This window comes from Rothia sp. HMSC078H08 (genome assembly GCF_001808955.1).
Classification (GTDB): domain Bacteria; phylum Actinomycetota; class Actinomycetes; order Actinomycetales; family Micrococcaceae; genus Rothia.
Genome location: NZ_KV795253.1, coordinates 20,316 through 42,833, shown reverse-complemented (window position 1 = coordinate 42,833; position 22,518 = coordinate 20,316). Strand labels below are relative to the sequence as shown.

At 57.2% G+C, this 22,518-nt stretch carries 19 protein-coding genes, 3 tRNA genes and 2 rRNA genes; 5 read left to right on the top strand and 19 right to left on the bottom strand.

The window, feature by feature from the left end; genetic code table 11:
• The first annotated feature begins 41 nt into the window (after positions 1–41).
• The 3 genes from HMPREF2528_RS03065 to HMPREF2528_RS03055 all read left to right on the top strand — a co-directional run bounded on the left by HMPREF2528_RS03065 (position 42) and on the right by HMPREF2528_RS03055 (position 1,901).
• Positions 42–206, top strand: coding sequence for a ribosome recycling factor (locus HMPREF2528_RS03065; protein ID WP_070542290.1), 165 nt, complete (start codon positions 42–44; stop codon positions 204–206).
• Between the two features lie 554 nt (positions 207–760).
• Positions 761–1,081 carry a glutaredoxin domain-containing protein gene (locus HMPREF2528_RS03060; RefSeq protein WP_012902647.1) on the top strand — a complete coding sequence of 107 codons (321 nt, stop codon included), beginning with the start codon at positions 761–763 and terminating at the stop codon, positions 1,079–1,081.
• A gap of 1 nt (position 1,082) precedes the next feature.
• Complete coding sequence (locus HMPREF2528_RS03055; RefSeq protein ID WP_005504124.1) at positions 1,083–1,901, top strand: shikimate 5-dehydrogenase; 819 nt, start codon at positions 1,083–1,085, stop codon at positions 1,899–1,901.
• A gap of 342 nt (positions 1,902–2,243) precedes the next feature.
• On the opposite strand, the gene HMPREF2528_RS03050 is transcribed toward HMPREF2528_RS03055, so the two are convergent.
• From HMPREF2528_RS03050 to HMPREF2528_RS03040, 3 genes are all read right to left on the bottom strand, one after another.
• Entirely contained in the window at positions 2,244–3,065 is an 822-nt protein-coding gene (locus HMPREF2528_RS03050) for a rhomboid family intramembrane serine protease (protein ID WP_070542287.1), read from the bottom strand.
• A gap of 57 nt (positions 3,066–3,122) precedes the next feature.
• Positions 3,123–3,947, bottom strand: a complete 825-nt coding sequence (locus tag HMPREF2528_RS03045; RefSeq protein ID WP_049338659.1) for a rhomboid family intramembrane serine protease — start codon at positions 3,945–3,947, stop codon at positions 3,123–3,125.
• A 171-nt stretch (positions 3,948–4,118) separates the two neighbouring features.
• Positions 4,119–4,646 carry a peptidylprolyl isomerase gene (locus HMPREF2528_RS03040; protein ID WP_005508008.1) on the bottom strand — a complete coding sequence of 176 codons (528 nt, stop codon included), beginning with the start codon at positions 4,644–4,646 and terminating at the stop codon, positions 4,119–4,121.
• Positions 4,647–4,819: 173 nt separating this feature from the next.
• On the opposite strand from HMPREF2528_RS03040, the gene HMPREF2528_RS03035 reads away from it, so the two are divergent.
• Positions 4,820–5,155: a hypothetical protein gene (locus HMPREF2528_RS03035; RefSeq protein ID WP_049345994.1), complete on the top strand. Its 336-nt coding sequence runs from the start codon at positions 4,820–4,822 to the stop codon at positions 5,153–5,155.
• A 251-nt stretch (positions 5,156–5,406) separates the two neighbouring features.
• Here the strand turns inward: HMPREF2528_RS03035 and rrf (HMPREF2528_RS03030) are convergent.
• The 16 genes from rrf (HMPREF2528_RS03030) to dnaA all read right to left on the bottom strand — a co-directional run bounded on the left by rrf (HMPREF2528_RS03030) (position 5,407) and on the right by dnaA (position 21,766).
• Positions 5,407–5,523: ribosomal RNA gene (rrf, locus tag HMPREF2528_RS03030) — 5S ribosomal RNA — on the bottom strand.
• 3 nt (positions 5,524–5,526) lie between these two features.
• Positions 5,527–5,599, bottom strand: a tRNA-Ala gene (locus tag HMPREF2528_RS03025).
• A 91-nt stretch (positions 5,600–5,690) separates the two neighbouring features.
• Positions 5,691–6,890, bottom strand: a complete 1,200-nt coding sequence (locus HMPREF2528_RS03020) for an acetamidase (RefSeq protein ID WP_246823859.1) — start codon at positions 6,888–6,890, stop codon at positions 5,691–5,693.
• A gap of 206 nt (positions 6,891–7,096) precedes the next feature.
• Positions 7,097–7,549 (bottom strand): DUF3349 domain-containing protein, encoded by a 453-nt coding sequence (locus tag HMPREF2528_RS03015; RefSeq protein WP_049337595.1) that lies wholly within the window; start codon positions 7,547–7,549, stop codon positions 7,097–7,099.
• Positions 7,550–7,599: 50 nt separating this feature from the next.
• Positions 7,600–7,893 carry a hypothetical protein gene (locus HMPREF2528_RS03010; protein WP_044149971.1) on the bottom strand — a complete coding sequence of 98 codons (294 nt, stop codon included), beginning with the start codon at positions 7,891–7,893 and terminating at the stop codon, positions 7,600–7,602.
• A 14-nt stretch (positions 7,894–7,907) separates the two neighbouring features.
• Positions 7,908–9,137 (bottom strand): inorganic phosphate transporter, encoded by a 1,230-nt coding sequence (locus HMPREF2528_RS03005; protein ID WP_012902636.1) that lies wholly within the window; start codon positions 9,135–9,137, stop codon positions 7,908–7,910.
• 590 nt (positions 9,138–9,727) lie between these two features.
• A 5S ribosomal RNA gene (gene rrf / locus HMPREF2528_RS03000) occupies positions 9,728–9,844 on the bottom strand.
• Positions 9,845–9,847: 3 nt separating this feature from the next.
• Positions 9,848–9,920, bottom strand: a tRNA-Ala gene (locus HMPREF2528_RS02995).
• Between the two features lie 144 nt (positions 9,921–10,064).
• Positions 10,065–10,138: transfer RNA gene (locus tag HMPREF2528_RS02990), tRNA-Ile, on the bottom strand.
• Positions 10,139–10,336: 198 nt separating this feature from the next.
• Complete coding sequence (locus tag HMPREF2528_RS02985) at positions 10,337–10,933, bottom strand: DUF3566 domain-containing protein (protein ID WP_012902635.1); 597 nt, start codon at positions 10,931–10,933, stop codon at positions 10,337–10,339.
• On the bottom strand, positions 10,933–13,563 hold the full coding sequence (gene gyrA, locus HMPREF2528_RS02980) for a DNA gyrase subunit A (RefSeq protein WP_070542280.1): 2,631 nt from the start codon (positions 13,561–13,563) through the stop codon (positions 10,933–10,935). The genes HMPREF2528_RS02985 and gyrA overlap by 1 nt, the downstream gene beginning before the upstream one ends.
• A 79-nt stretch (positions 13,564–13,642) precedes the next feature.
• On the bottom strand, positions 13,643–15,679 hold the full coding sequence (gene gyrB, locus HMPREF2528_RS02975; protein WP_049341948.1) for a DNA topoisomerase (ATP-hydrolyzing) subunit B: 2,037 nt from the start codon (positions 15,677–15,679) through the stop codon (positions 13,643–13,645).
• Positions 15,680–16,093: 414 nt separating this feature from the next.
• Positions 16,094–16,789, bottom strand: a complete 696-nt coding sequence (locus HMPREF2528_RS02970; protein ID WP_005504102.1) for a DciA family protein — start codon at positions 16,787–16,789, stop codon at positions 16,094–16,096.
• Positions 16,782–18,023, bottom strand: a complete 1,242-nt coding sequence (gene recF, locus HMPREF2528_RS02965) for a DNA replication/repair protein RecF (RefSeq protein WP_049349952.1) — start codon at positions 18,021–18,023, stop codon at positions 16,782–16,784. The genes HMPREF2528_RS02970 and recF overlap by 8 nt, the downstream gene beginning before the upstream one ends.
• Before the next feature lie 116 nt (positions 18,024–18,139).
• Positions 18,140–19,264 carry a DNA polymerase III subunit beta gene (gene dnaN / locus HMPREF2528_RS02960; protein WP_070542277.1) on the bottom strand — a complete coding sequence of 375 codons (1,125 nt, stop codon included), beginning with the start codon at positions 19,262–19,264 and terminating at the stop codon, positions 18,140–18,142.
• 801 nt (positions 19,265–20,065) lie between these two features.
• On the bottom strand, positions 20,066–21,766 hold the full coding sequence (gene dnaA / locus HMPREF2528_RS02955) for a chromosomal replication initiator protein DnaA (protein WP_049341944.1): 1,701 nt from the start codon (positions 21,764–21,766) through the stop codon (positions 20,066–20,068).
• Positions 21,767–22,335: 569 nt separating this feature from the next.
• On the opposite strand from dnaA, the gene rpmH reads away from it, so the two are divergent.
• Positions 22,336–22,473 (top strand): 50S ribosomal protein L34, encoded by a 138-nt coding sequence (gene rpmH / locus HMPREF2528_RS02950; protein ID WP_049332235.1) that lies wholly within the window; start codon positions 22,336–22,338, stop codon positions 22,471–22,473.
• Positions 22,474–22,518 lie beyond the last annotated feature (45 nt).

The window sequence follows — 22,518 nt, the reverse complement described above, 5'->3', positions numbered from 1 at the left end:
GGTGAGGTTTTAGAGCGCGAAAGCGCAGAAAGGAGGCCCCCATGGGCTTCGATATCAAGGGCGCCGTTGAGCAGGGCCTCGACAAGGCTCAGGAAGTCATCAACGAGAAGGCTGGCAAGGAGGTCGTCACCGACGAGCACGTTGCCAAGGTTGAAGAGGTCGTGACCGACAACGTCTCCAAGCTGACCGAGAAGTTCGGCAAGTAAGGCGATAGCCTCCTTTGGATTGGCGCCCTGCCTCGCTTCCTCGTGGGGTAGGGCGCCATTTCCCTGGGTTTGCATTACAGGCTTTCACTCAACGGCTTTCACTCAACATCTCTCTCAAATAATGGGGCATTCTGCCCCGCCTGGGTTCTTTCATTCACCGACTCACTCGGCATATTGCTCAGCTTCGGTTACCGCATGGTAGCCTGTTTTCACTCTTCTTTTACTCTTACTCAGCACAAGTACTCGCGCTTTCTCGCGAACTGTATACGCCCCGCATCATTGGTCCGGCAACCTTGGTGTGGGGCGTATGCCGTTAATGCACGGGATGAAGGCTTCTGGGGCGGGGCGGAGGCTTCTGGAGCGCAGGGTGAAGGCTTCTACGAGAGTGCTGCACGGGTTGTGGGAGTGTGCGGCGCGGGCGTTCGCCCTATGAGGACCTCTCCCCCACCCCTGCACGCTCAGCTATGCTTGATATGTCAACTTATTGAGCTGCGCCCTCAGGTAGGTTTCAGTGCCTCCTGAAGACCGCGGAGCACCCCGTCTATGGAGGAACTATGTTTGAACGTCAGCAGTCCGATCAGCAGAAGGCACGCGAAGTCATGAAGGATGGCGGCGTCGTCATTTATTGGCGCCCCGGCTGCCCCTACTGCGAGGCTCTGGATTCTAAGCTGGGCGAGCTGGGCGACCACGCTACCTGGGTGAACATTTGGGAGGATCCGCAGGCTGAGGCGCACGTGAAGTCCCTTAACGACGGCAACGCGACCGTCCCCACTGTGGATACCGGCGACACTCACTTTGTGGTGGCTGACTTGGTGAGCCGCAACAAGGTGAAGAAGCTGATCCAGAACACTCTCGACGCTGGCGGCGAGGCTTAAGATGGCTCGCCCGGCACTGAACCGCGATACGACGGTCTGCATTTCTTTGTCTGGTCGCCCGTCGAATCACGGTATTAAGTTCCACAATTACCTGTACGAGAAGCACGGTCTGGATTACCTGTACAAGGCGATGACCACCACCGATATTGAGGGTGCTATCGCCGGCGTGCGTGCTCTAGGTATTCGTGGCTGCTCGGTGTCTATGCCGTTTAAGCAGGCTGTTATCCCGCTGATGGACGATATGGACCACTCGGCTGCGGTTATTGGTGCGGTGAACACGATTGTGAACACTGACGGCTTCTTGAAGGCGTACAACACGGATGTGATTGCGGTGGCTTCCCTGTTGCGTTCGCATAATGTGGATCCGTCTCTGCCGTTCCTGCTGCGCGGTTCGGGCGGTATGGCTGCGGCTGTGGCTGGCGCGTTCTTTGATGCGGGCTTCTCGCAGGGCATGATTATTGCCCGTAACGAGGAGACCGGTCGCGCGCTGGCTGAGCGTTACGAGTACGCCTGGGCGCCGGAGGTGGGCAACCTGCGAGCGCCGATTCTGGTGAACGTGACCCCGATTGGCATGGCTGGCGGTGAGGAGAGCGAGGAGCTGTCCTACCCGCAGGAGGCTATTGCTGAGGCGCAGGTGGTCTTTGACGTGGTGGCGATGCCCGTTGAGACTCCGCTGGTTCGTGCGGCTCGTGCGGCGGGTAAGGAAGTTATTCACGGTGGCGAGGTGATTGCTCTGCAGGCTGCTGAGCAGTTCCGCCTGTACACCGGTGTGGAGCTCACCCCCGAGGAGGTTGAGGAGGCGGAGGCTCAGGCGAACTAGGTTCGCGCCCGCTGCTTCTTCGCCCCGTGAGGGGCTCGATACGCAAAAGTGCCCGGAAGGTTTATCCTTCCGGGCACTTTTTGTTCTATCCGGCGCTTCGCGCCGAAATTTTTTGTAATTACACACATCCTGGTACTTAAGGTTTTCCACATCTGTGGAGAAATCTGGGGAAAACTCTTACACCCGTGTAATTCATACCGTGTGATTCGGCCGTTTTAGCCTGTATCCACAGGTTTTTAACATGTACTCACACTCGTGGAATTACACGAATGTAGTTATACACAATGTGGAAAACTGCTGTGGATAACCCGACTCCGAGGCGGATTTCCGCGGGTTTCAGGCTCAATAGCGACCCTTGAACCACCGTCGCGGGCTCTGCTGCGGCGGCTCCGAAGATTCAGATGACTCGGGCTTCTTCACGAACGGAATAATCAGCAGGGTCGCGAGCGCGCCGCTGACAAGACCGCCAAAGTGTCCCGCATGGGAAATATTCGGGTGGAAGAGGCTCTGCACCACACCAATGCCGATGAGCAGCATAAAGAGGCGCGCGGTGTCCTTCTGCTTCCGAAGAAGCAGAAGGACGAAGAACGCGCCGTAGAGACCGTACACACCGCCTGACGCACCCACGGCACCCCGGTAGTAGGAGAAGAGGTACACGCTGCAGCCGGCACCCACGGTAGCCGCCATATATACGAAGAGGAACTTCCACCGCCCCATCATGCGCTCGAGGGACACACCGAAGATGAAGAGGTAAATCATGTTCCACACCAGGTGCATCGGATCAGTTTGCGAGTGCACAAACCCGTGCGTGATGAGGCGGTAGTACTCGCCGTGGTGAACACGGGGACCAGACATCATGCCGAGGTTGTGCACCCAACGGAATGGAATAATCTGTTGCAGACCGTACACCACGACGTTAATCAGAATGAGCGTGTACGTAATATGCCAGTGACGGGCGATGAAGGAACGCTTCGGGCTCGAGGCGCCTCCATTGAGGTCACGGTAGCAGTCGGGGCAGACCATGCCCACATCCAGCGCCACCTGGCATTCGCCGCAGACGGTGCGGTTGCAGCGCCCACACTGGGCGTAGCTAACGCGGTCGGGGTGGTTGACGCAGACCGTGGGGCTCTGCCCGTAATTCATGTAGTTGGGAAAGTTCTCCACTGACCCTCCAAGGGTTGTGTGCCGGATTTTCCGAAGATTTTTCACGTATTTTCAGGCTTAGTACCTGCCGTTTTGCCATTGCTGCGGGCTCTGCTGCTGAGGAGGCTCGGGCTTATCCACAAGCGGGACAAACAGCAGTGTCAACAGCACACCACCGACAAAACCACCCGCATGGCATGCGTGGGAGATATTCGAGGGGGTCAGAATGCTATAGATGATGTTCGGGGCAGTAATCATGACGAACACTCGTGCGGTGTCCTTCTGCTTCCTGATGATTAGCAGGGTCAAGAAAGAGCCCATGAGGCCGAATAGACCACCGGAGGCACCCACCACGCTGGTGTCAGATGCCAGCACGTACACGCCGAGGGCGCCGAAGACGATAGAGCCCAGGTACACGAGGAGGAACTTCCAGCGCCCCATCATGCGTTCGAGGGACACGCCGTAGATGAAGAGGTTAATCATGTTCCACACCAGGTGCATCGGGTCGTTCTGCATGTGCAGAAAACCGTAGCTGATGATGCGGTAGTACTCGCCATGCTGGACGTAGGGCCACCAGATGTTGCCGTGCCTAACCACCCATTCATTGGGAATGATCTGCTGCAGACCGTACATCGCGACGTTAATCAGAATGAGCGTGTACGTAATGTGCCAGTGGCGCGCCAGGAATGAGCCCTGTGCTTTCGAACCTTGCGCCTTCGAGCTGCCGCCCGTGAGGTCGCGGTAGCAGTCGGGGCAGACCATGCCCACATCCAGCGCCACCTGGCATTCGCCGCAGACGGTGCGGTTGCAGCGCTTGCACTGGGCATAGCTAACGCGGTTGGGGTGGTTGACGCAGACGGTTGGGGTCTGCCCGTAGCCTGCGTAGTTGGGAAAGTTCTCCACTGAACCTCCAGGGGTTGTGTACCGGATCAACCGGGGTGGTGTGCGGGGGATGGCGCGCGCGGGCATATAAGCGCAGGGACCCACCGGAAGAATCCTGGCGGGCCCCTGAACTATACGTGTTTTCTCAACACCTTCAGCAGAATGCTCGTATGAGCCTTCCGATGGGGTTTATTAGAGCTTTTCGATGTCGATCGAGGAGATGACAACGTCCTTGACCGGGCGGTCCTGGAAGCCGGTCTCAACGCCCTCAATAGCGTCAACAACCTTCTTGGATGCCTCGTCGGTAACCTCACCGAAGATGGTGTGGCGGCCGTTCAGCCAAGGGGTCTCAACGGTGGTGATGAAGAACTGAGAACCGTTGGTGCCGGGGCCTGCGTTAGCCATTGCCAGCAGGTAGGGCTTGGAGAAGGAGAGTTCGGGGTGAATCTCGTCCTTGAACTGGTAGCCGGGGCCACCAACGCCCATGCCCAGGGGGTCACCACCCTGAATCATGAAGTCCTTGATGATGCGGTGGAACACGACGTCCTTGTACAGGGGGGTGTTCATGATTTCACCGGTGCGGGGGTGCTTCCACTGACGGGAGCCGTCAGCGAGGCCGATGAAGTTCTCAACAGTCAGCGGTGCGTGGTTGCCGAAGAGCTCGACGACGATGTCACCGTAGTTAGTGTGGATAGTTGCCTTAGCAGTTGCATTAGTCATGGCTCTATTGTGGCACGGGGCGGCGCTCATTCGCCATCTAACATGTTTTTTCGCCCCGGGCGCACCGTTGGGCGGGCTTTTTGGGCGGGAATTGAATATCCTGAGAGGTGAACACTACGCGCGCGGCGGCGTTTTCTGGTCGCTGGCGCATTTCAACCGATGGAGGTCACCCCATGTTCTGCTGCAAGAAGCGTAAGGCACGCAAGGCTGCTAAGGCTCAGGCTGTTGTCTCTTCCCTGGCTGCTGTTGAGTCCGCGCTGGAAGGCAAGACCGCTGAGATGTTCGCTGAGAAGCTGACCGGCAACAAGAAGGCGCTGAAGAAGGCTCGTAAGGCTACCGCGAAGACCGTTCGCGCCGCTGAGAAGGAACTGGCTCGTATTGAGCGTAACGGCGGCAAGCGCCCCCGTAAGGGCCTGGCGTTCCTGGGTCTGCTGGTTGCTCTGGGTGTTGCAGGCGCAGCAGCTTACAACGCAGCTCGTCCCGTAGAGGACCCCTGGAAGAACGCATAAGCGTTCCCTGTATCTTTTTCTCTAAGGCTTTCTGAGGCGCCGCTGGCGGCGTGAGGGAGTGCTTTATGAAAGATAGCCGCCCGCTAGAGTTTCTGCTCTGGCGGGCGGCTATTGTTTTGGGTTTTTCTTGGTTTTGGAGGGGGGAGGTGGCTGTAGCTAGAGCGCTAACCTTCCCCGGGTATCCCCTTGATATTTCCCGGATACACAAAGAACCCCATGTCTTTCGACATGGGGTTCTCGGTTCAAAAATAAACCGGCGATGACCTACTCTCCCACACCCACAAAAGTGCAGTACCATCGGCGCGAAGAGTCTTAGCTTCTGGGTTCGGAATGGAACCAGGCGTTTCCCTCTTGCTATAATCACCGGAAAGTGGAGGCGAGGGGACTCGAACCCCTAACCCTCTGCTTGCAAAGCAGATGCGCTACCAATTGCGCCACGCCCCCGCGGTGCCCTACTAGTCTATAACACCTTTTGCGGCTTCACCAAATCCCCAGGCACATTTTTTTAGTTAGACCCATCACATTACTGAGGGGTTTAGGTAATAACCTCACCCGGCACCGTCGCCTCACGCTTCGTCAGAGCCTGCAGCGGACCGCTCACTTCCTGCAGATACTTACGAACCGCGGTGCGTTGCGCCTCCTTCGCGGACTCTTCCTTCGACTCGGGAGCCGTGAAACCCAATTTGAACCCATCCCACTGGCTCGCCGACGGATATTTCTCGCGAGCATTCCACACCAGCGAGAACGACGCCAAAGTATTCAGTTCCTTCTTCGTGGCGGCCTTCGACAACACATCAGCGACCGTTGCCACACGCGAAGACTCGGCAACACTCACCGAAATCTTCGACTGCGCGCCCGAGGGCAGGCTCAGCGCCTTCTCCGGAGCCAACTGAATATTCAGGTGAACCTGCTGCACCCGCTCGTTCTTCAAATCCAGCTCAGCCAGAGTACGGAAGCGCTTCAGCAGGGACTCATAGTTCTCATCAATCACAACGGCGTTCAGACGCAGCTCATCGGCCAACAGGCCCACCTGCGCATAGCTCGCGGTGGTACCCAACGCCGCATTAGCGGTCAGCACCTTCAGCCACTGCTCTTCCTTCAGGGTTGCCGATTCATTCACGCGCAGCGGGCTCACCGGCGCATCCGTAGCGGTATTAGCGATGTTCTGCGGGTCATTCGCCGAGTCCACACCTCCGTAGGTGACGCTCAGCCGATGCAAAGAGCCATAAACGGACAGATTCGTCAGCGCTGTAGCAGCCGCTGCCAAATCGGCCTGCGCCGCCTCCGTGAGGGAGAAAGAACCCACCAGGCGCAGATCCTGTTCACCACGCCCCTTACCCACATAGATACGCCCCAGCGACTCAATCTTCAGGTAGCGGGTATCAATATTCTCGCGAACCAGACGCTCACGACGCGCCAGCAGCTTCTCATTTGAAACCACCACCGCCGCATCCTCACCCAACACACCGGTGGCGGCAATCTGCGGCATCGCCGCAAGCACCCCAGCGGCAGCAACCACGCCGCCAGTCAGAAGCAGGGAACGGCGGGGCACCACGAGGCGGCGCACCTGCCCAGCAATAGCCTCTTTAGCGGCATCGACGCGGGTAGAAGGGGTCTTAGCCACAGAGTCCTCAGCGGCAACGGATGCCGCCTCAGAAGAGCCCTGAGAGGCTCCCCGGGTAGAAGTATCGGGAATGTGAGAGTTCTCGGGTTCCAAAGAAGGGGAAGAAGACACAGAATCTCCATGATGCAGGGCGAGCACAAAGCCCACCAACGGTTTGAGGGGAGTGAAGTCCCTCTAGAATACCGCCCGCACCTATGCGCAGGCCGGCAACCCGCGGCACATCCATCGGAGGGCATAAAGAAAACCTATGGGGTGGACTCAGTCCACCCCATAGGTCACAAACTTCATGAGAGCTCTCAACTCTCACCGCAGGCTATTTAGTTATCCTGCGCAGCCGTAGCGTTCGGAGCCGGAATATTAGCCGATTCAGCAGCCAACTCAGCAATACGGATCTCGCCGGTCGTCGGATCATCGTAGGTCACGTACTCGGTACCGCCAGCCGTAGGCTCAGCGTCCTCGTTCACGTGATTCTCTGCAATCAGGAAGCCGTGCGCACCAAGAATCTTAGCGACGCGGTCAATATCCTGCGGGGTCGGGGTATGATCCACCACTCGACGAATGTACTCATTAATGCGCTGGTCACTCACGTACGCCTCACCACGGGCAGCACGGGACTGCATGAGCTGGCGAACAACTTCCTGCAGCTGCTCATCGGTCAGACGCATCTTCAAAATAGCCATCACTGCCGCGCGGTCCTGCACCGGAACATCCTTGGGATACCCGACGCTCAGCCAGTCGATTACTCGAGAGATCATGCTCTTATCAGGCATCGAGCCCCTCCTTCGAAGCAGTCATCATATGCAATTTAGTGTTCACGGGATTAGTGGCCTCCACCGGTTACGCCGAAGATATTCCAGCCGAAAGTGTGGTCGATAAAGTCCTTAGCGACCCAGAGAATACCGATGATTACGATTGCTACGATAATAGCAAAAATGCAGAACGCAGCAATCTTCGCCGCCGTTCCCGGAGGCTCAATTTCAACGAGCTTGCCGTCCGCGGTGTACTCGGTACGACCAGCCAGCATACGCAGACCCAGCGCATAGAGCGCCGGAAGGCCCGCGCCAAAGAACAAACCGGCAATCAGCACCGGAATAACCTTGTTCACAATGTCCATCAGATATTCCACGACTACGAACCTGCCTTCTCAGTAGCAAGGGTCTGGGCTTCTGCGGATGCCTCAGCGCTGGTGACTGCAGCGCCTTCCTTTTCATCCCAGTCGCCAGTCACGTTCGAAGCGTCAATGTTGTCCTTCTGGGAATGACGCCACATCAGGAAGCAGAAGATCACCAGCAGAGCGAACACGGTCATTTCGCCAACAAACTGGGTGCCGGTCAGAGCATTCAGGCCGTGACCAATCAACCAGGTCAGAGCACCCACAATCGCGGCAGCCGGCAGGGTAATCAGCCAAGCAACCACCATGCGGCCAGCAACAGACCAGCGAACCTCAGCACCCTTACGACCCAGGCCACTACCCAGAATCGAACCGGACGCCACGTGAGTGGTCGACAGAGCCATACCGAAGTGGGAGGAGGTCAGAATAATCGCAGCGGATGCACCGTCAGCAGCAACACCCTGCGGGGTGTCTACCTCAACGATGCCCTTACCGAGGGTGCGGATAATGCGCCAACCGCCCAGGTAAGTACCCAGAGCAATAGCAATAGCGCAGGAAGCCTTCACCCACAGGGGGATCGCGTCATCGTTGCTCAGAGTGCCCGAAGCAACCAGAGCCAGGAAGATCACGCCCATGGTCTTCTGCGCATCGTTGGTACCGTGCGCCAGAGACATCAGGGATGCGGTCGCAACCTGTCCCTTGCGGAAGCCGCCGTGCTTACGGTCGTCAGCCACCGGGGCAGCAATACGGTAGACCAGCCAAGTGCCGGTTGCCGCCACAATAGCCGCAATGACGGGGGAGAGGACCGCGGGAACAATAATCTTGGACAGAACGCCCATCCACTGCACGCCGTCAAAGCCGATCGCGACAATAGCCGAACCAATCAGGCCACCAAACAGAGCGTGCGATGAGGAGGAGGGAAGACCCAGAAGCCAGGTCAAAACATTCCAGAGGATGCCGCCAACCAGGCCGGTAAAGACGATAAGCATCAGCGCCGGGCCGTCTGTTGTTACATCGATACGATCCAGGTTCACGATGCCGCTACCAACCGAGCGTGCCACCTCAACAGAGAGGAACGCGCCGACGAGGTTCAGGGACGCAGACAGCGCCACGGCGGTCTTAGGCTTCAGCGCACCGGTGGCGATGGAGGTTGCCATCGCGTTGCCGGTGTCGTGGAAGCCATTCGTAAAGTCGAAGGCGAGCGCGGTCAGCACCACGATCACGAGAATAATGAGTTCTGTAGTCACAAGAAAATTATCTGTCGGTTTTCGCGAAATCTAAAGTATTCCGAATTAACACGAAATAACAGATAAACCCACGGCATTGAGCGGATTTTTATGAGGGTTTTACTATAGAGCCCATATTTCAGGGGAAACTCTCCCGATATTCCGCGGAAAAAAGGGTGCACCTATCGGAATGCTTAAGTTGGTTTATGTGGCTTATGCGAGAGTGCGGGGGAGAGGGGTGATTATATCCATCAAGAGGCTAAAGTGTGTTCACCAAGTGTTCACTTTCAGGAACCTCCCAGCTTTCTTTTTGTGACACACCTTTATTATTCAGACCTCATTTAGGTCACCGAGCTACCCACACGGGACACCCCTGTGGGTTTTACGGCGCGGGGCTTTCTGCGGAGCACATTCTCCACAGTAGGGGTTTCCTACAGCCGTGCACATTCGAATATCACGAAGAATTGAATCTATACCCGCGGCGCACGCAGCACATCAACTTCGCGAGGTATTCGCATCTATTCCCCCGCATCACATCAGCAGATACAACAACTTCAGCGAATACAACAAAAAACCCCGCATCTTTCGATACGGGGTCTTTCTCAAAAATAAACCGGCGATGACCTACTCTCCCACACCCACAAAAGTGCAGTACCATCGGCGCGAAGAGTCTTAGCTTCTGGGTTCGGAATGGAACCAGGCGTTTCCCTCTTGCTATAATCACCGGAAAGTGGAGGCGAGGGGACTCGAACCCCTAACCCTCTGCTTGCAAAGCAGATGCGCTACCAATTGCGCCACGCCCCCGTCTCAGCGGAAACCACTGTTTAGTTATTTTTCCAAGCCTTCACGACCTCATTGCTCTGGTACTTTTTCAGAACCATCACAGTAACACACGAAAGAACAGCAAGAATCAATAATTTCTTCATTATTGCCTTTCATAGTGTGGAGTGGGCGTACCAAGAATCGAACTTGGGACCTCTTCGTTATCAGCGAAGCGCTCTAACCGTCTGAGCTATACGCCCTCCTTCTGCGGAATTTCTTCCGTAGAACGAGATATAACTATACAGGTGTTTGAAGGTAACACCAAATCGAAAAAGCATGTTCTGTATCACACTTTAATATTGGGGGTTCCCGAGCATACAGAGCGGGGCATGCAGAACGGGCGGCACCGCCTCCACCAGAGACAGAACCGCCCGCACACAAAGCTCAAAAGCTACAAACTAGGACTCATCACTCAGAGTCAAGGTCACGCCACCAACCAGCTTCGCAGCCAGGTTGTACAGAATCGCGCCAATCATACCCAGCAGAGTAAAGACCACAGTGTTGACCACAGCAAAAATAGTAGTCACCAAAGCAACCTGACCCAGCGAAATCATCTGCGAAATATCCACAGTGGTCGAACCGGTACCCAGCGAGCTAATCAGCTGGTTCACACCGGTAAACGCACCAGAAGCCTGCAGGAACAGCCAGAGAATCACCGAAGCCACGACGGTCACGATACCCAGGGCAATAGACAGCAGGAAGATCAGCTTAGCAACCGACCACGTATCAACCTTCTGAACCACCAGACGCGCACGACGAATCTTCGAACGCGGCGCCGGACGCACCAGCTGACGGCGCGAACCGGTCGGACGCTTAGCGTTTACAGGGCGCTTGCCGACAGGACGCTTAGCGGTACCGCCAGGACGAGCCTGGCCCGAACGCGCCTGAGCCGGGCGACGCGCGCCAGCCTTAGCCGCACCCGAAGACTTAGATGCACCAGCCGACGCCGAACGCTGTGCCGACGCAGGAGAGGAGCTCGCGGGAGTGCTGCTCATTAGTTACCTCCAGTAGCGGTGAGATCGGCAGCCGCCGCTTCACCCTCGTTGTCCGTACCGGGCGCCTCAGAAGACTCCGAAGCCTCGGTGTTCTCAGTGGTTTCATCGTCGCTATCATCCAGCTGACGATCCTGGTTGCGTGCAACACCAATAATAGAATCGCCCTTACCGGGCTTTGCAAAGATAACACCCATAGTATCGCGTCCCTTCGCAGGAACCTCATTCACATTCGAACGAACGACCTTGCCGCTGGCCATAACCACCAGCACCTCGTCCTCTTCATCCACAATGAGGCCACCCACCAGGGCACCACGATCCTCAACTAGCTTAGCAACCTTAATGCCGAAGCCGTTACGGCCCTGCACACGGTACTCATCCACGCTCGTACGCTTCGCGTAACCACCCTCAGTGACCACGAAGACGAAGGAGCCCTCAGTAACCACGTTCGCAGAAATCAGCTCATCGCCCTCACGGAACTTCATACCGGTCACACCCGAGGTCGAACGACCCATCGGGCGCAGCGATGCATCATCAGCGTGGAAGCGCAGCGACATACCGTTACGCGACACCAGCAGAATATCGTCCTTATCCGAAACGGTGAACGCCGAAACAACCTCATCGCCCTCACGCAGGTTAATCGCAATCAGGCCGGCAGTACGGTTCGTATCGTAATCGCTCAGACGGCTCTTCTTCACCATGCCACCGCGAGTAGCAAGCACCAGGTACTCAGCATCCTCGTAGCTCTTCAGCTCCATGACCTGAGCAATATGCTCACCGCCCTGGAACTCCAGCAGGTTCGCAATGTGCTGACCCTTCGCGTCACGACCGGCTTCCTGCAGCTCGTAACCCTTCGCACGGTACACGCGACCCAGGTTCGTGAAGAACAGAATCCAGCTGTGCGTAGTGGTCACAAAGAAGTGCTCCACCACGTCATCACCGCGCAGCGAGGCACCCTTAATGCCCTTACCGCCGCGGTGCTGGCTACGGTACTGATCACTGCGGGTGCGCTTAATGTAGCCGCCGCGAGTAATCGTAACCACGACCTCTTCCTCGGGGATGAGGTCTTCCATGGACATGTCGCCGTTGTAGCCGTACATAATCTGGGTGCGACGCTCATCGCCGTAGCGGTTCACAATCTCGCCCAGCTCCTCAGAGATAATCTCGCGCTGGCGAGTCTCCGAAGCAATAATCGCGTTGTACTCAGCGATCATGCGCATCAGCTCATCGTGGCGATCCTGAATCTTCTGACGCTCCAAAGCAGCCAGACGACGCAGCTGCATGTTCAGAATTGCCTGAGCCTGAGCCTCATCAATCTGCAGGAACTCCATCAGGCCGCTACGCGCCTCATCAGCGGTGGGGGAGCGGCGAATCAGGGCAATAACCTCATCCAGAGCATCCAGAGCCTTCAGCAGGCCACGCAGGATGTGCGCCTCTTCCTCCGCCTGACGCAGACGGTAACGGGTACGACGAACGATAACGTCCATCTGGTGATCCACCCAGTGACGCACAAACGCATCCAGGGACAGGGTACGCGGCACGCCATCCACAATGGCGAGCATATTCGCGGAGAAGTTCTCCTGCAACTGGGTGTGCTTGTACAGGTTGTTCAGCACAACCTTCGGGGAAGCATCACGCTTGAGCACAATCACCAGACGCTGACCGGTACGGCCCGAAGTCTCATCGCGAAGATCCGCGATGCCGGTGACCTTACCGTCCTTGATGAGCTCAGCAATCTTAATCGCCAGGTTATCCGGGTTTGCCTGGTACGGCAGCTCGGTGACCACCAGGCAGGTACGACCGTGGATTTCCTCCACGTTGACCACCGCGCGCATGGTGATAGAGCCGCGGCCAGTACGGTACGCGTCCTCAATGCCCTTGGTGCCCAGAATCTGTGCACCGGTCGGGAAATCGGGGCCCTTAATGCGCGCCATCAGAGCGTTCAGCAGCTCATCATTGGTGGCGTGCGGGTTCTTCAGGAACCACTCCACACCCTCGGCAACCTCACGCAGGTTATGCGGCGGAATATTGGTCGCCATACCCACAGCAATACCCGAAGAACCGTTGACCAGCAGGTTCGGGATGCGCGCGGGCAGAACGGTAGGCTCCAGGGACTTGCCGTCGTAGTTGGGCTGGAAATCAACGGTGTCTTCGTTGATGTCACGCACCATCTCAAGGGCGATGGGAGCCATCTTGGTCTCGGTGTATCGAGGCGCTGCGGCACCGTCGTTACCGGGGGAGCCGAAGTTACCCTGACCCAGGGCCAGCGGGTAACGCATAATCCAGCTCTGAATCAGACGCACCAGAGTGTCGTAGATAGCGATATCGCCGTGGGGGTGGAACTGACCCATTACGTCGCCAACCACGCGGGCACACTTATTGAAGGATCGGTCCGGGCGGTAGCCGCCGTCGTACATCGCGTAGATCACGCGGCGGTGCACGGGCTTGAGGCCGTCACGCACATCCGGCAGGGCGCGGCCAATAATAACCGCCATTGCGTAGTCCAGGTAGGAACGCTGCATTTCGGTCTGCAGGTCCACCTGTTCAATGTGACCGTGGTGGTCTACATTTTCAGCGCCACCGTTGCTAACTACATCAACCTCAGTGGATTTATTCTGCTGTTCTTCGCTCATTACTTTCTCATTCCTCAATGACTCGCTCGGCTATATAGCTCATTTGGCATATTCCATACGGGGCATATGCCGTTTCGGGCTAGATATCGAGGAATCGAATGTCCTTTGCGTTCTGCTGGATAAACTCACGGCGAGCTTCAACGTCCTCGCCCATCAGAACAGAGAAGATCTGGTCAGCCGCCGCTGCGTCTTCCATCTTCACCTGTAGCAGGGTGCGGCGAGCCGGATCCATGGTGGTGTCCCACAGCTCGGTGTAGTCCATCTCGCCCAGCCCCTTGTAACGCTGAATACCGTTATCCTTGGGCAGGCGCAGGTTCTTCGTAGCACCACGAGCCAGAGCCTCATCACGCTCAGCGTCCGAGTACACATAATCGTGCGGAGCGTTCGACCACTTGATGCGGTACAACGGCGGCTGAGCCAGGTACACATAACCCGCCTCAATCAGCGGACGCATAAAGCGGAAGAGCAGAGTCAGTAGCAGAGTCGTAATATGCTGGCCATCGACGTCCGCATCCGCCATCAGAACGATCTTGTGGTAGCGTGCCTTCTCAATATCGAAGTCGTCACCAATGCCGGTACCGAAAGCGGTAATCATCGCCTGAATTTCAGCGTTGGACAGGGCACGGTCCAGGCGAGCGCGCTCAACGTTCAGGATCTTACCGCGCAGCGGCAGAATAGCCTGAGTGTTCGGGTCGCGACCCTGAACAGCCGAACCACCCGCAGAGTCACCCTCCACCAGGTAAATCTCAGAGATCGACGGGTCCTTCGAGGAGCAGTCCTTAAGCTTACCGGGCATGGAGCTAGTCTCCAGCAGGCCCTTACGGCGGGTCGTCTCGCGTGCCTTACGGGCTGCAATACGCGCCTGAGCGGCGGTGATTGCGCGGCGCACGATGTCCTTCGCCACCGCGGGGTTACGACCGAACCAGTCGCCGAGGTGATCGTTCACCTCGCGCTGGGTGAAGGACTTAGCCTCCGAGTTACCCAGCTTGGTCTTGGTCTGACCCTCGAACTGCGGCTCAGAAATCTTAATCGAAATCACCGCGGTCAGGCCCTCACGCACGTCTTCACCGGTGAGGTTATCGTCCTTATCGCGCAACAGCTTGTTCTCACGCGCGTAACGGTTCACCAGCGAGGTCAGAGCGGCACGGAAACCCTCTTCGTGAGTACCGCCCTCGTGGGTGTTAATCGTGTTCGCGTACGAGTAGACGGACTCCTTGTAGGCGCCAGTCCACTGCATCGCCACTTCCAGGCTCATATTGCGCTCAGTGTCTTCGGCTTCAAAGGAGACAATCTCCTCGTTCACGATGGTCTTCGCGCCTGCGTTGAGGAAGTGTACGTAGTCGAACAGGCCGTTGTCGTAACGGTAGGTGACAGTCGTGAAACCCTCAGCGTTCGCGTGCACGCGGTTGAGGATGTTTTCCTTCTTCTCACTCTCTTCAGCAACCTCGTCACCGACGAACTTCTCGCGCTCATCGGTCAGGGTGATGGTCAGGCCCTTGTTCAGGAACGCCATCTGCTGGAAACGGGCGCGCAGAGTCTCAAAGTCGAACTCGACGGTCTCGAAAATCTCGGGGTCCGGGTAGAAAGTCTGGATAGTGCCGGTCTTATCGGACGGCTCACCCTTACGCAGGGGGCCATCCGGCACACCACCGTTGGAGAAGGAAATATGCCATGCGTAGCCCTGACGGTGCACCTCGGTAATCACGCGGGTAGACAGCGCGTTCACCACGGAGATACCCACACCGTGCAGACCACCAGAAACAGAGTAGCCGCCGCCGCCAAACTTACCGCCAGCGTGCAACACGGTCATAACGACCTCAACGGTGGACTTGTGCTCGGTGGGGTGCTCATCCACGGGAATACCGCGGCCGTCATCCTCTACGCGAACAGCACCATCAGCCTGGATGGTCACGTCAATCTTGGAGGCGTAGCCGGCGAGCGCTTCGTCGACCGAGTTATCTACGACCTCGTAGACCAGGTGGTGCAGACCGCGCTCAGTGGTCGAGCCAATGTACATACCGGGGCGCTTGCGAACCGCTTCCAGACCTTCCAGCACGGTAATATCGGATGCACCGTATTCATGCTGCTGTTCAGATGCATTCTGTTCAGATGCCACGAGGCAGAACTCCTTGAGTAGATGATGCAACCGGCGAAGAAAAGTTACGGGTAGCCAAGAGCGGAGCCTAGAACGCCTCACAGGGGCACAAGAAAGTGCCTGCACAACCCGCGTTGCCGGTGGTGCCCATAGGTGGGCACACTTTACGCATTGTCTCTTTTATTTTACCGAGCAAGAGAGCTTAAAACCATCTACGGGCGTCATTTATTGAGCTTTTTGCAGGCTATTACCCGCTCAAAAGCCCGCAAAGGCGGTTTAGAGTGGTTCAACCCCCTCTTAAGGTAGGGGGTACAGTTCACAGCCTCGTGAGGGTTGCCGGCGCTTCTATAGCTTTCATAGCGTGCAGAAAAAGGCTTATTTTGACCTAACACCGTTCAACCAGAAGGTGCTCGAGGGTCGGGGGCACCCAGAAGGCTACCCGTAGGTGTCGCGCACGCCGCGCATACCGGTGGCACGCCGATAGCCTCGCTGGTTCCAGCGTCCGTTATTCGGGCCCAGTACGCGAACCTGAGCTACGACACCCTCACCCAGTTCGCGGCGGAAAAGCTCGATGAGGTGCCCGTGCATCAGGCGCAACTGAGTCGTCCAGGCGGTAGAGTCGCACTGGACTTCAACAATGGAGTTTTCGAAGCTGATCGGGCGGGTGTGTGCCGCAATTTCAGGACCCACTAGCTCGGCCCAGCGAGCCAGCACGCTAGAGACTGCCACGGGCTCTTTCCAGCCGCGAGAACGAATCAGAGCACTAACAATGCCGCCAAGGGGTTTGGGGTCACGAGAGCTCTCTCCGGGGCCGCTATAGCCACCCATGATGCGGGGGTCCCATCCCTGCGCTCGCCGTGATTTCTTTTTCGAGGCGACACCGGACATGACCGCACCAAAATCGCGCATGATTTTATTCGCAGAGAAGGCGTTCAGAGGTGCCTCGCCGCGTTCTTGAGCCGCCACTCGCATACGGGTCAGTAGGGCGGAGGGGGCGTCCACCTCATCACGGTAGAACTCACCCACGCCGTCAACCTCGCGCGGGTTTTGGGGCTCCGCAAACTGCGGTTCCGCGAATTCATCGAATGTTTCACGTGAAACATGGTTTTGAGGGTGAATGGGGTTACTCATCGCCGTCACCCTCCGCGAGCGCAGAAACGGTCGAATTCGGCTGCCCCGCAGAGTCAGTGACAGGACCAGCGGCAGGCTGCACATACTCGGCGCGCCCCGCCGTCACCGACACCAGGCGGTAGTCGCCCAGCTCCTCCGGAATATCGCTGAGCACCGCGCAGGTAATCAGCACCTGCTCCGCATCGGCAACCATCGCGCCCAGGCGGTGGCGGCGCGCAGAATCAAGCTCCGCAAACACATCATCAAGAATCAGAATCGGCGAAGAACCCACCGAGGAGTCATCCTCAACATGCACAAACCAGGACGCCAACTTCAGCGCCAGAGCAAAAGACCAGCTCTCACCGTGCGAGGCAAAATACTTCACCGGCATACCACCGAGCAGCAGGGTAATATCCTCACGGTGCGGACCCACTAGGGTCACACCACGCTCAATCTCATCGCGTCGACGCTCCGCAAAACCACGCATCAAAGCCTCCTTGAGGTCCTCAACGCGCATCAGCGCCGCATGCTCGATCGAGCGCTCGCCCATGCTCGAAAAAACAGTCGACTCATAGTTGAAACCGACCTCTTTAGAGCCGTCCGTCAGCCCCGCGTAGGCGCGGCGAAGCTGCGGCAAAAAACGCTGCAACAGACGAAAACGCGCAGAAAGCAGCTGAGCGCCCAGAGTCGACAGCTGCTCATCCCATACCGAGAGCGTGCTCAAAGCGTTCTCGTCCCGCGCGTTACGCTGCATGGATTTCAGCAGCGAATTACGCTGCCGCAAAATCCGCTCATACTCGCTACGGTACCCGGAAACCACCGGACGCAAAGAGCGTGCCAAATCGTCCACAAAACGACGACGACCCGCCGGGTCTCCCTTCACCAATTGAAGGTCCTCCGGGGAGAACAGCACCGTACGGGCAATACCCAGCGCCTCTTTGGCACGCACCGGCGCGGCACGATTAATGCGCACCCGATTGCTCTGCCCCGGAGCAATCTCAAACTCGGTCACCGTCTGCTGCGAACCGCGCACCGTACGGGTGCGAATATAGGCGCGCGAAGCACCCGCCCGAACCAGCGGCCCGTCATGGCTCACACGGTGCGAAGAGAGCGACGCCGCATAGTCAATCGCCTCAACAATATTGGTTTTCCCCACACCATTCGAGCCAAGAAACACCGTAACTCCCGCCGAAAGAGGCAGGCTCAGCAGAGCGTAGGTGCGGTAATCCAACAACGAAATATGGTCGATATACACCGGAAGCTCCTTTCGTGCAGTTCGGTTGGGGATGGGTACGGGAGGGCAGAAAGCACAGCCCCGCGGGCTTCCTTGGGCAGAACCTTGGGAGGCGCGCGGGGCGGCAAACACTGAAACTAGTTCGACGGCAGGCGAACCGGCATCAGCAGGTAACGGTAGTTGCGGTCATCCTCAGCCAGAGGCTCGTCCTGACCGGAAATCACGGCGGGCTTCGGCGCATCGGTAAAGGAGAAACGAACGAACTCAGTACCGAAAACCTTCAAACCATCCGAGAGGTAGGCGGGGTTGTACGCAACGGTGATGTCATCACCGGACAGGTGCGCCTGCAGAGTCTCGGAAGCCTGAGCCTCATCACCGCGGCCGGCATCAATAGCAACCGAACCCTGAGTGAACTTCAGACGCAGGGGAGTGTTACGCTCCGCCACTAGGGAGATACGGCGAGCAGCCTCGGCCAGGTCGGAGGTGCGAACCACCGCGTGAATCGGGGTCTGCTCGGGGAACAGGGCACGGATGTTGGGGTAGTCGCCGTCCATCAGGACGCTGGTGGTGCGGCGGGTACCCGCTGCGAAGCCGATTAGCTCGCCGGCGGCGGGCAGGGCGATAGACAGTTCGCCGGAACCGGAGAGGGTGCTACCGACCTCGGAGACGGTCTTAGCCTTCAGCAGCACAGCCGCCTGAACATCGGGGTTACGCGGGTTCCATTTAATCTCGCGCATTGCCAGGCGGTAGCGGTCGGTGGCGAGCAGGGTCATGGTGTCGCCATTGATTTCAACGCGGATACCGGTCAGCAGCGGCAGGGTCTCATCCTTGGACACCGCAATCTGAACCTGCTTGACGGCTTCAGCGAATTCGGCGCCGTCCACGGTACCGGAAATTTCGGGAAGCTCGGGAAGCTCGGGGTAGTCCACGACCGGCATGCCAGCCAGCTGGAAGTTAGCGGAACGGCAGTGAAGACGAATTACGGACTCATCTGCTGTGAACTCGACGGGCGCATTCGGCAGGGAGCGGCAAATTTCTGCCAGGATCTTGCCGGGAACCAGGCAAACGCCTTCTGCTTCAACATCGGCTGCAATGACCTGACGGGCGCTGGTCTCGTGATCGAAGCTTGCGATGCTGACCTCACCTGCGGAGGCGGTAATCAGCAGACCGTTGAGTACGGGGGAGGTGGGACGCAGCGGAAGTGAGCGTGCCGTCCAGCCGACTGCTTCGGCAAGGACATCGCGTTCAACGGTGAATTTCATCGAGAAGGCGCCTTTCACGGAATTGGAGAGTCATTTTGGGGCGCACGTAAAGCTTATGGGCGAAAGAGCCGGAAATATCGCGTGCTCTGATGCGCAGTGAATCTTCCGCGCGCGCGTCTATCCATCCTACCGGATTTTGTAATTACACAGAGACACAGAGGTCGCTCCTGCAGCGAAAAATCGGGTGAGATGAGGCATGCAGAGCCGCTGTATTTTTGTAATTACAAAGATAGGCGGAAGGCGTAGCAAACCCAGTCGAAAACAGGTTCGAATTAGGTAATGGTTCGGTGTTGGTTTCTTCTTCAAACCCAACCTTCAAATCCAAACCCAGAGATAGCGTGCAGCTATCGATCCAAATCCGCGAAAATCTACGTTTTCAGTAGGGGCGCACAGAAAAACCTGAACCGGCTCGGTCGGTTGAGCAGAGCTACTTGTTATGGGGAGGATTTTTTCTTTAAGTACAGTAGTATTGTTAACGCTTGTGGAAACGGTGGAAAACCCCTTCCTTGCCTGCAATGACGCGGAAGTAGCCTGTGGACATTAAGTGGAAGAATCCACTCAGTGCTGAGGATGCATTGTGCATGGATATTTATACATTTCCTCAATTCCACACCTTTTGAATATTCATGCACTTAACGTCCACATGAACGCATGAGTTAAAGCACAGCTTATCCACACCCCGAAAATCCAGCGTTGAGAGTCGCTAAAGTCCTTGAATCCAGCGTGAAGCCCCCGCCCCAAAGCCTATAAAACACCTAGTCGAGGCATAAAATAAGCTACGGGACAGGAATAAAAGCGCATCTAGCCAGCGGCGCGCTGCTCCTGGCGGATCAAATTCGTCAGCTCAGTCACCTGATTGAAAATCGTCTGACGCTCCGCCATCTGCGCGCTCACCTTACGCACCGCGTGCATCACCGTCGTATGGTCGCGGCCGCCCAAGTCGTTACCAATACGCGGTAGGGACATCTCGGTCAGCTCACGCAGAAGATACATCGCCACCTGACGCGCATTCGTGAGCGTACGGGTGCGAGACTTCGACTGCATATCCTCAATGGACACATCAAAATACTTCGCCACCGTCGCCAAAACCAGCGCCGACGTAATCTCCGCACCACCGGTATCAGAGAGCAAATCCTTCAGATAGGTCTCCGCCTCAGCCAGGGTAATAGGCTCCGGCGGCTTCTTCATCGAGGCGGCAGCGCTCGCACGAATCAGAGCGCCCTCCAACTCGCGAATATTGGCCGTGACATGGGAAGCAATGTACTCCATGACGTCATCGCGCACCGGCAAAATCTCGTTCTGAGCCTTCTTCCGCAGAATCGCGATACGAGTCTCCAGCTCCGGAGGCTGCACATCCACGTTCAGGCCCGAACCGAAACGCGAACGCATACGCTCAGCGAAACCGGTCAGCTGCTTCGGCGGCAAATCAGAGGTAATCACGATCTGCTTCTGGTGGTTGTACAGGGCGTTAAACGTATGGAAGAACTCCTCCATCGTCGCCTCTTTACCCGCCAAAAACTGGATATCGTCAATCAGAAGAACGTCAACATTGCGGTAAATCTGCTTGAACGACGAACCCTCATCATCACGGATCGAGTTAATGAAGTCATTCGTGAACTCCTCAGAATTCACGTAGCGCACCCGCAAATTCGGGTACAGATACTTGGTGTAGTGGCCGATTGCGTGCAGCAGGTGAGTCTTACCCAGGCCCGAACCGCCGTAGATGAACAGCGGGTTGTAGACAATGCCGGGCTGCTCCGCCACCGCGAAAGCGCTCGCGTGCGCAAAGCGGTTGGACTGACCAATCACGAAGGTGTCGAAGGTGTAGTTCGGGTTCAGTCGGGCAGAGCTATCCCAAGTCGGCGCGTTTTCCGGGTCTTCATGCGGATGCACCTGCTGGGCCTCCGGTACCGCCGGGGCGTCCGGAACGAAAGTGGGTGCCGGGTACTCGCGAGGCGCACCCGCAACAGGAGCCACCGGAGCAGCCTGCTGCGCGGAGGGGAATCCTGCACGCTCCGCCTCCAAGGCGTGTAGGGAGGGGCGGGTGACTTGCTCATCAGCGGGCACCTCGTAGTGGTCAGGACCCGGATGTGGCTCCGTGTAGTACTCAAAAGCGCGCGAACCGGCGGGTGCCTCAGGATGCGCAGAAGCCGCCGGAACGACAGCAGGTGCGTGCGACTGCTCAGCAGGCACCTCACGCTCACCATGGAAAACGTCCTGATTTGCAGGTTCAACCGGAATCATCGACTCATTCACATCGAAAAGCGCGGTGGTCGACGGGCCAAATGCCTCGTGCAGAGCCGCACGGAACGAAGCGCTAATCTGCTCCTCAAAGACCGCACGGGTGAGCTTATTCGGCACCTCAATGATGAGGCGAGAAGAACCCATCAATCCCTGAGGCTGCGCAAGATTCACGAAACCGCGCTGACGTGCCGTTACCGCCGGATCGGCGGCAAGAATGGAGAGCAGATGCGCCCAGCGCGCCTGAAGGGAGTCGGTCATGGAATTCTTTACTTTCACTCGATGTGAAGCGGTGGTGCAGTAAAGAAATCATGCCGGAAACCACCGCGAGGTCATTAAGATTCTACCCGCTTAATACACAGGGGGAGAAAGTTATCCACAAGAGTTTTCCACACGGTGGAAAACTTGTAATTACAGGGGTGGATAAGCGGTGGATTTAAGTGCATAACGGGGCTTCTTCCCTGATATTTAGCGGAAAACTCCAAAAGCTCAAGGATGTGGATAACTCACCGATAGTAGGGGGTTTGGGTGGGATATGCACCATGGTGGATATCCTGCTGCCATAAATATCCCCAGGTTTACACCCCGAGAGCACGTAGTATCTCCACGGCCTGTACACCCGCCGCAATCACCGCCTCCACACCACAAACGAGCCCGGAATCACGCGGAAAAAAGCGTCAAGAACTTGATTTACGCCCTCCACTCTTCTAAAGTTGTGCTGTTGTGTGTGCACCGCCTACTGCGAATAGTCGCGGTACCTCCGTGCACCAAGAAGCGTACGGTTCCGATACCCATGAGGGCACGAACCGCAAAAATCAAGGAGACAAAGTATGAGCAAGCGTACTTTCCAGCCGAACAACCGCCGTCGCGCTAAGAAGCACGGCTTCCGTCTGCGTATGCGTACCCGTGCAGGCCGCGCGATTCTGTCGAACCGCCGCGGTAAAGGCCGCGCAAAGCTCTCGGCCTAATCACGGCATATAGTTCGCCCGCCGATGCACACGCATCGGCGGGGG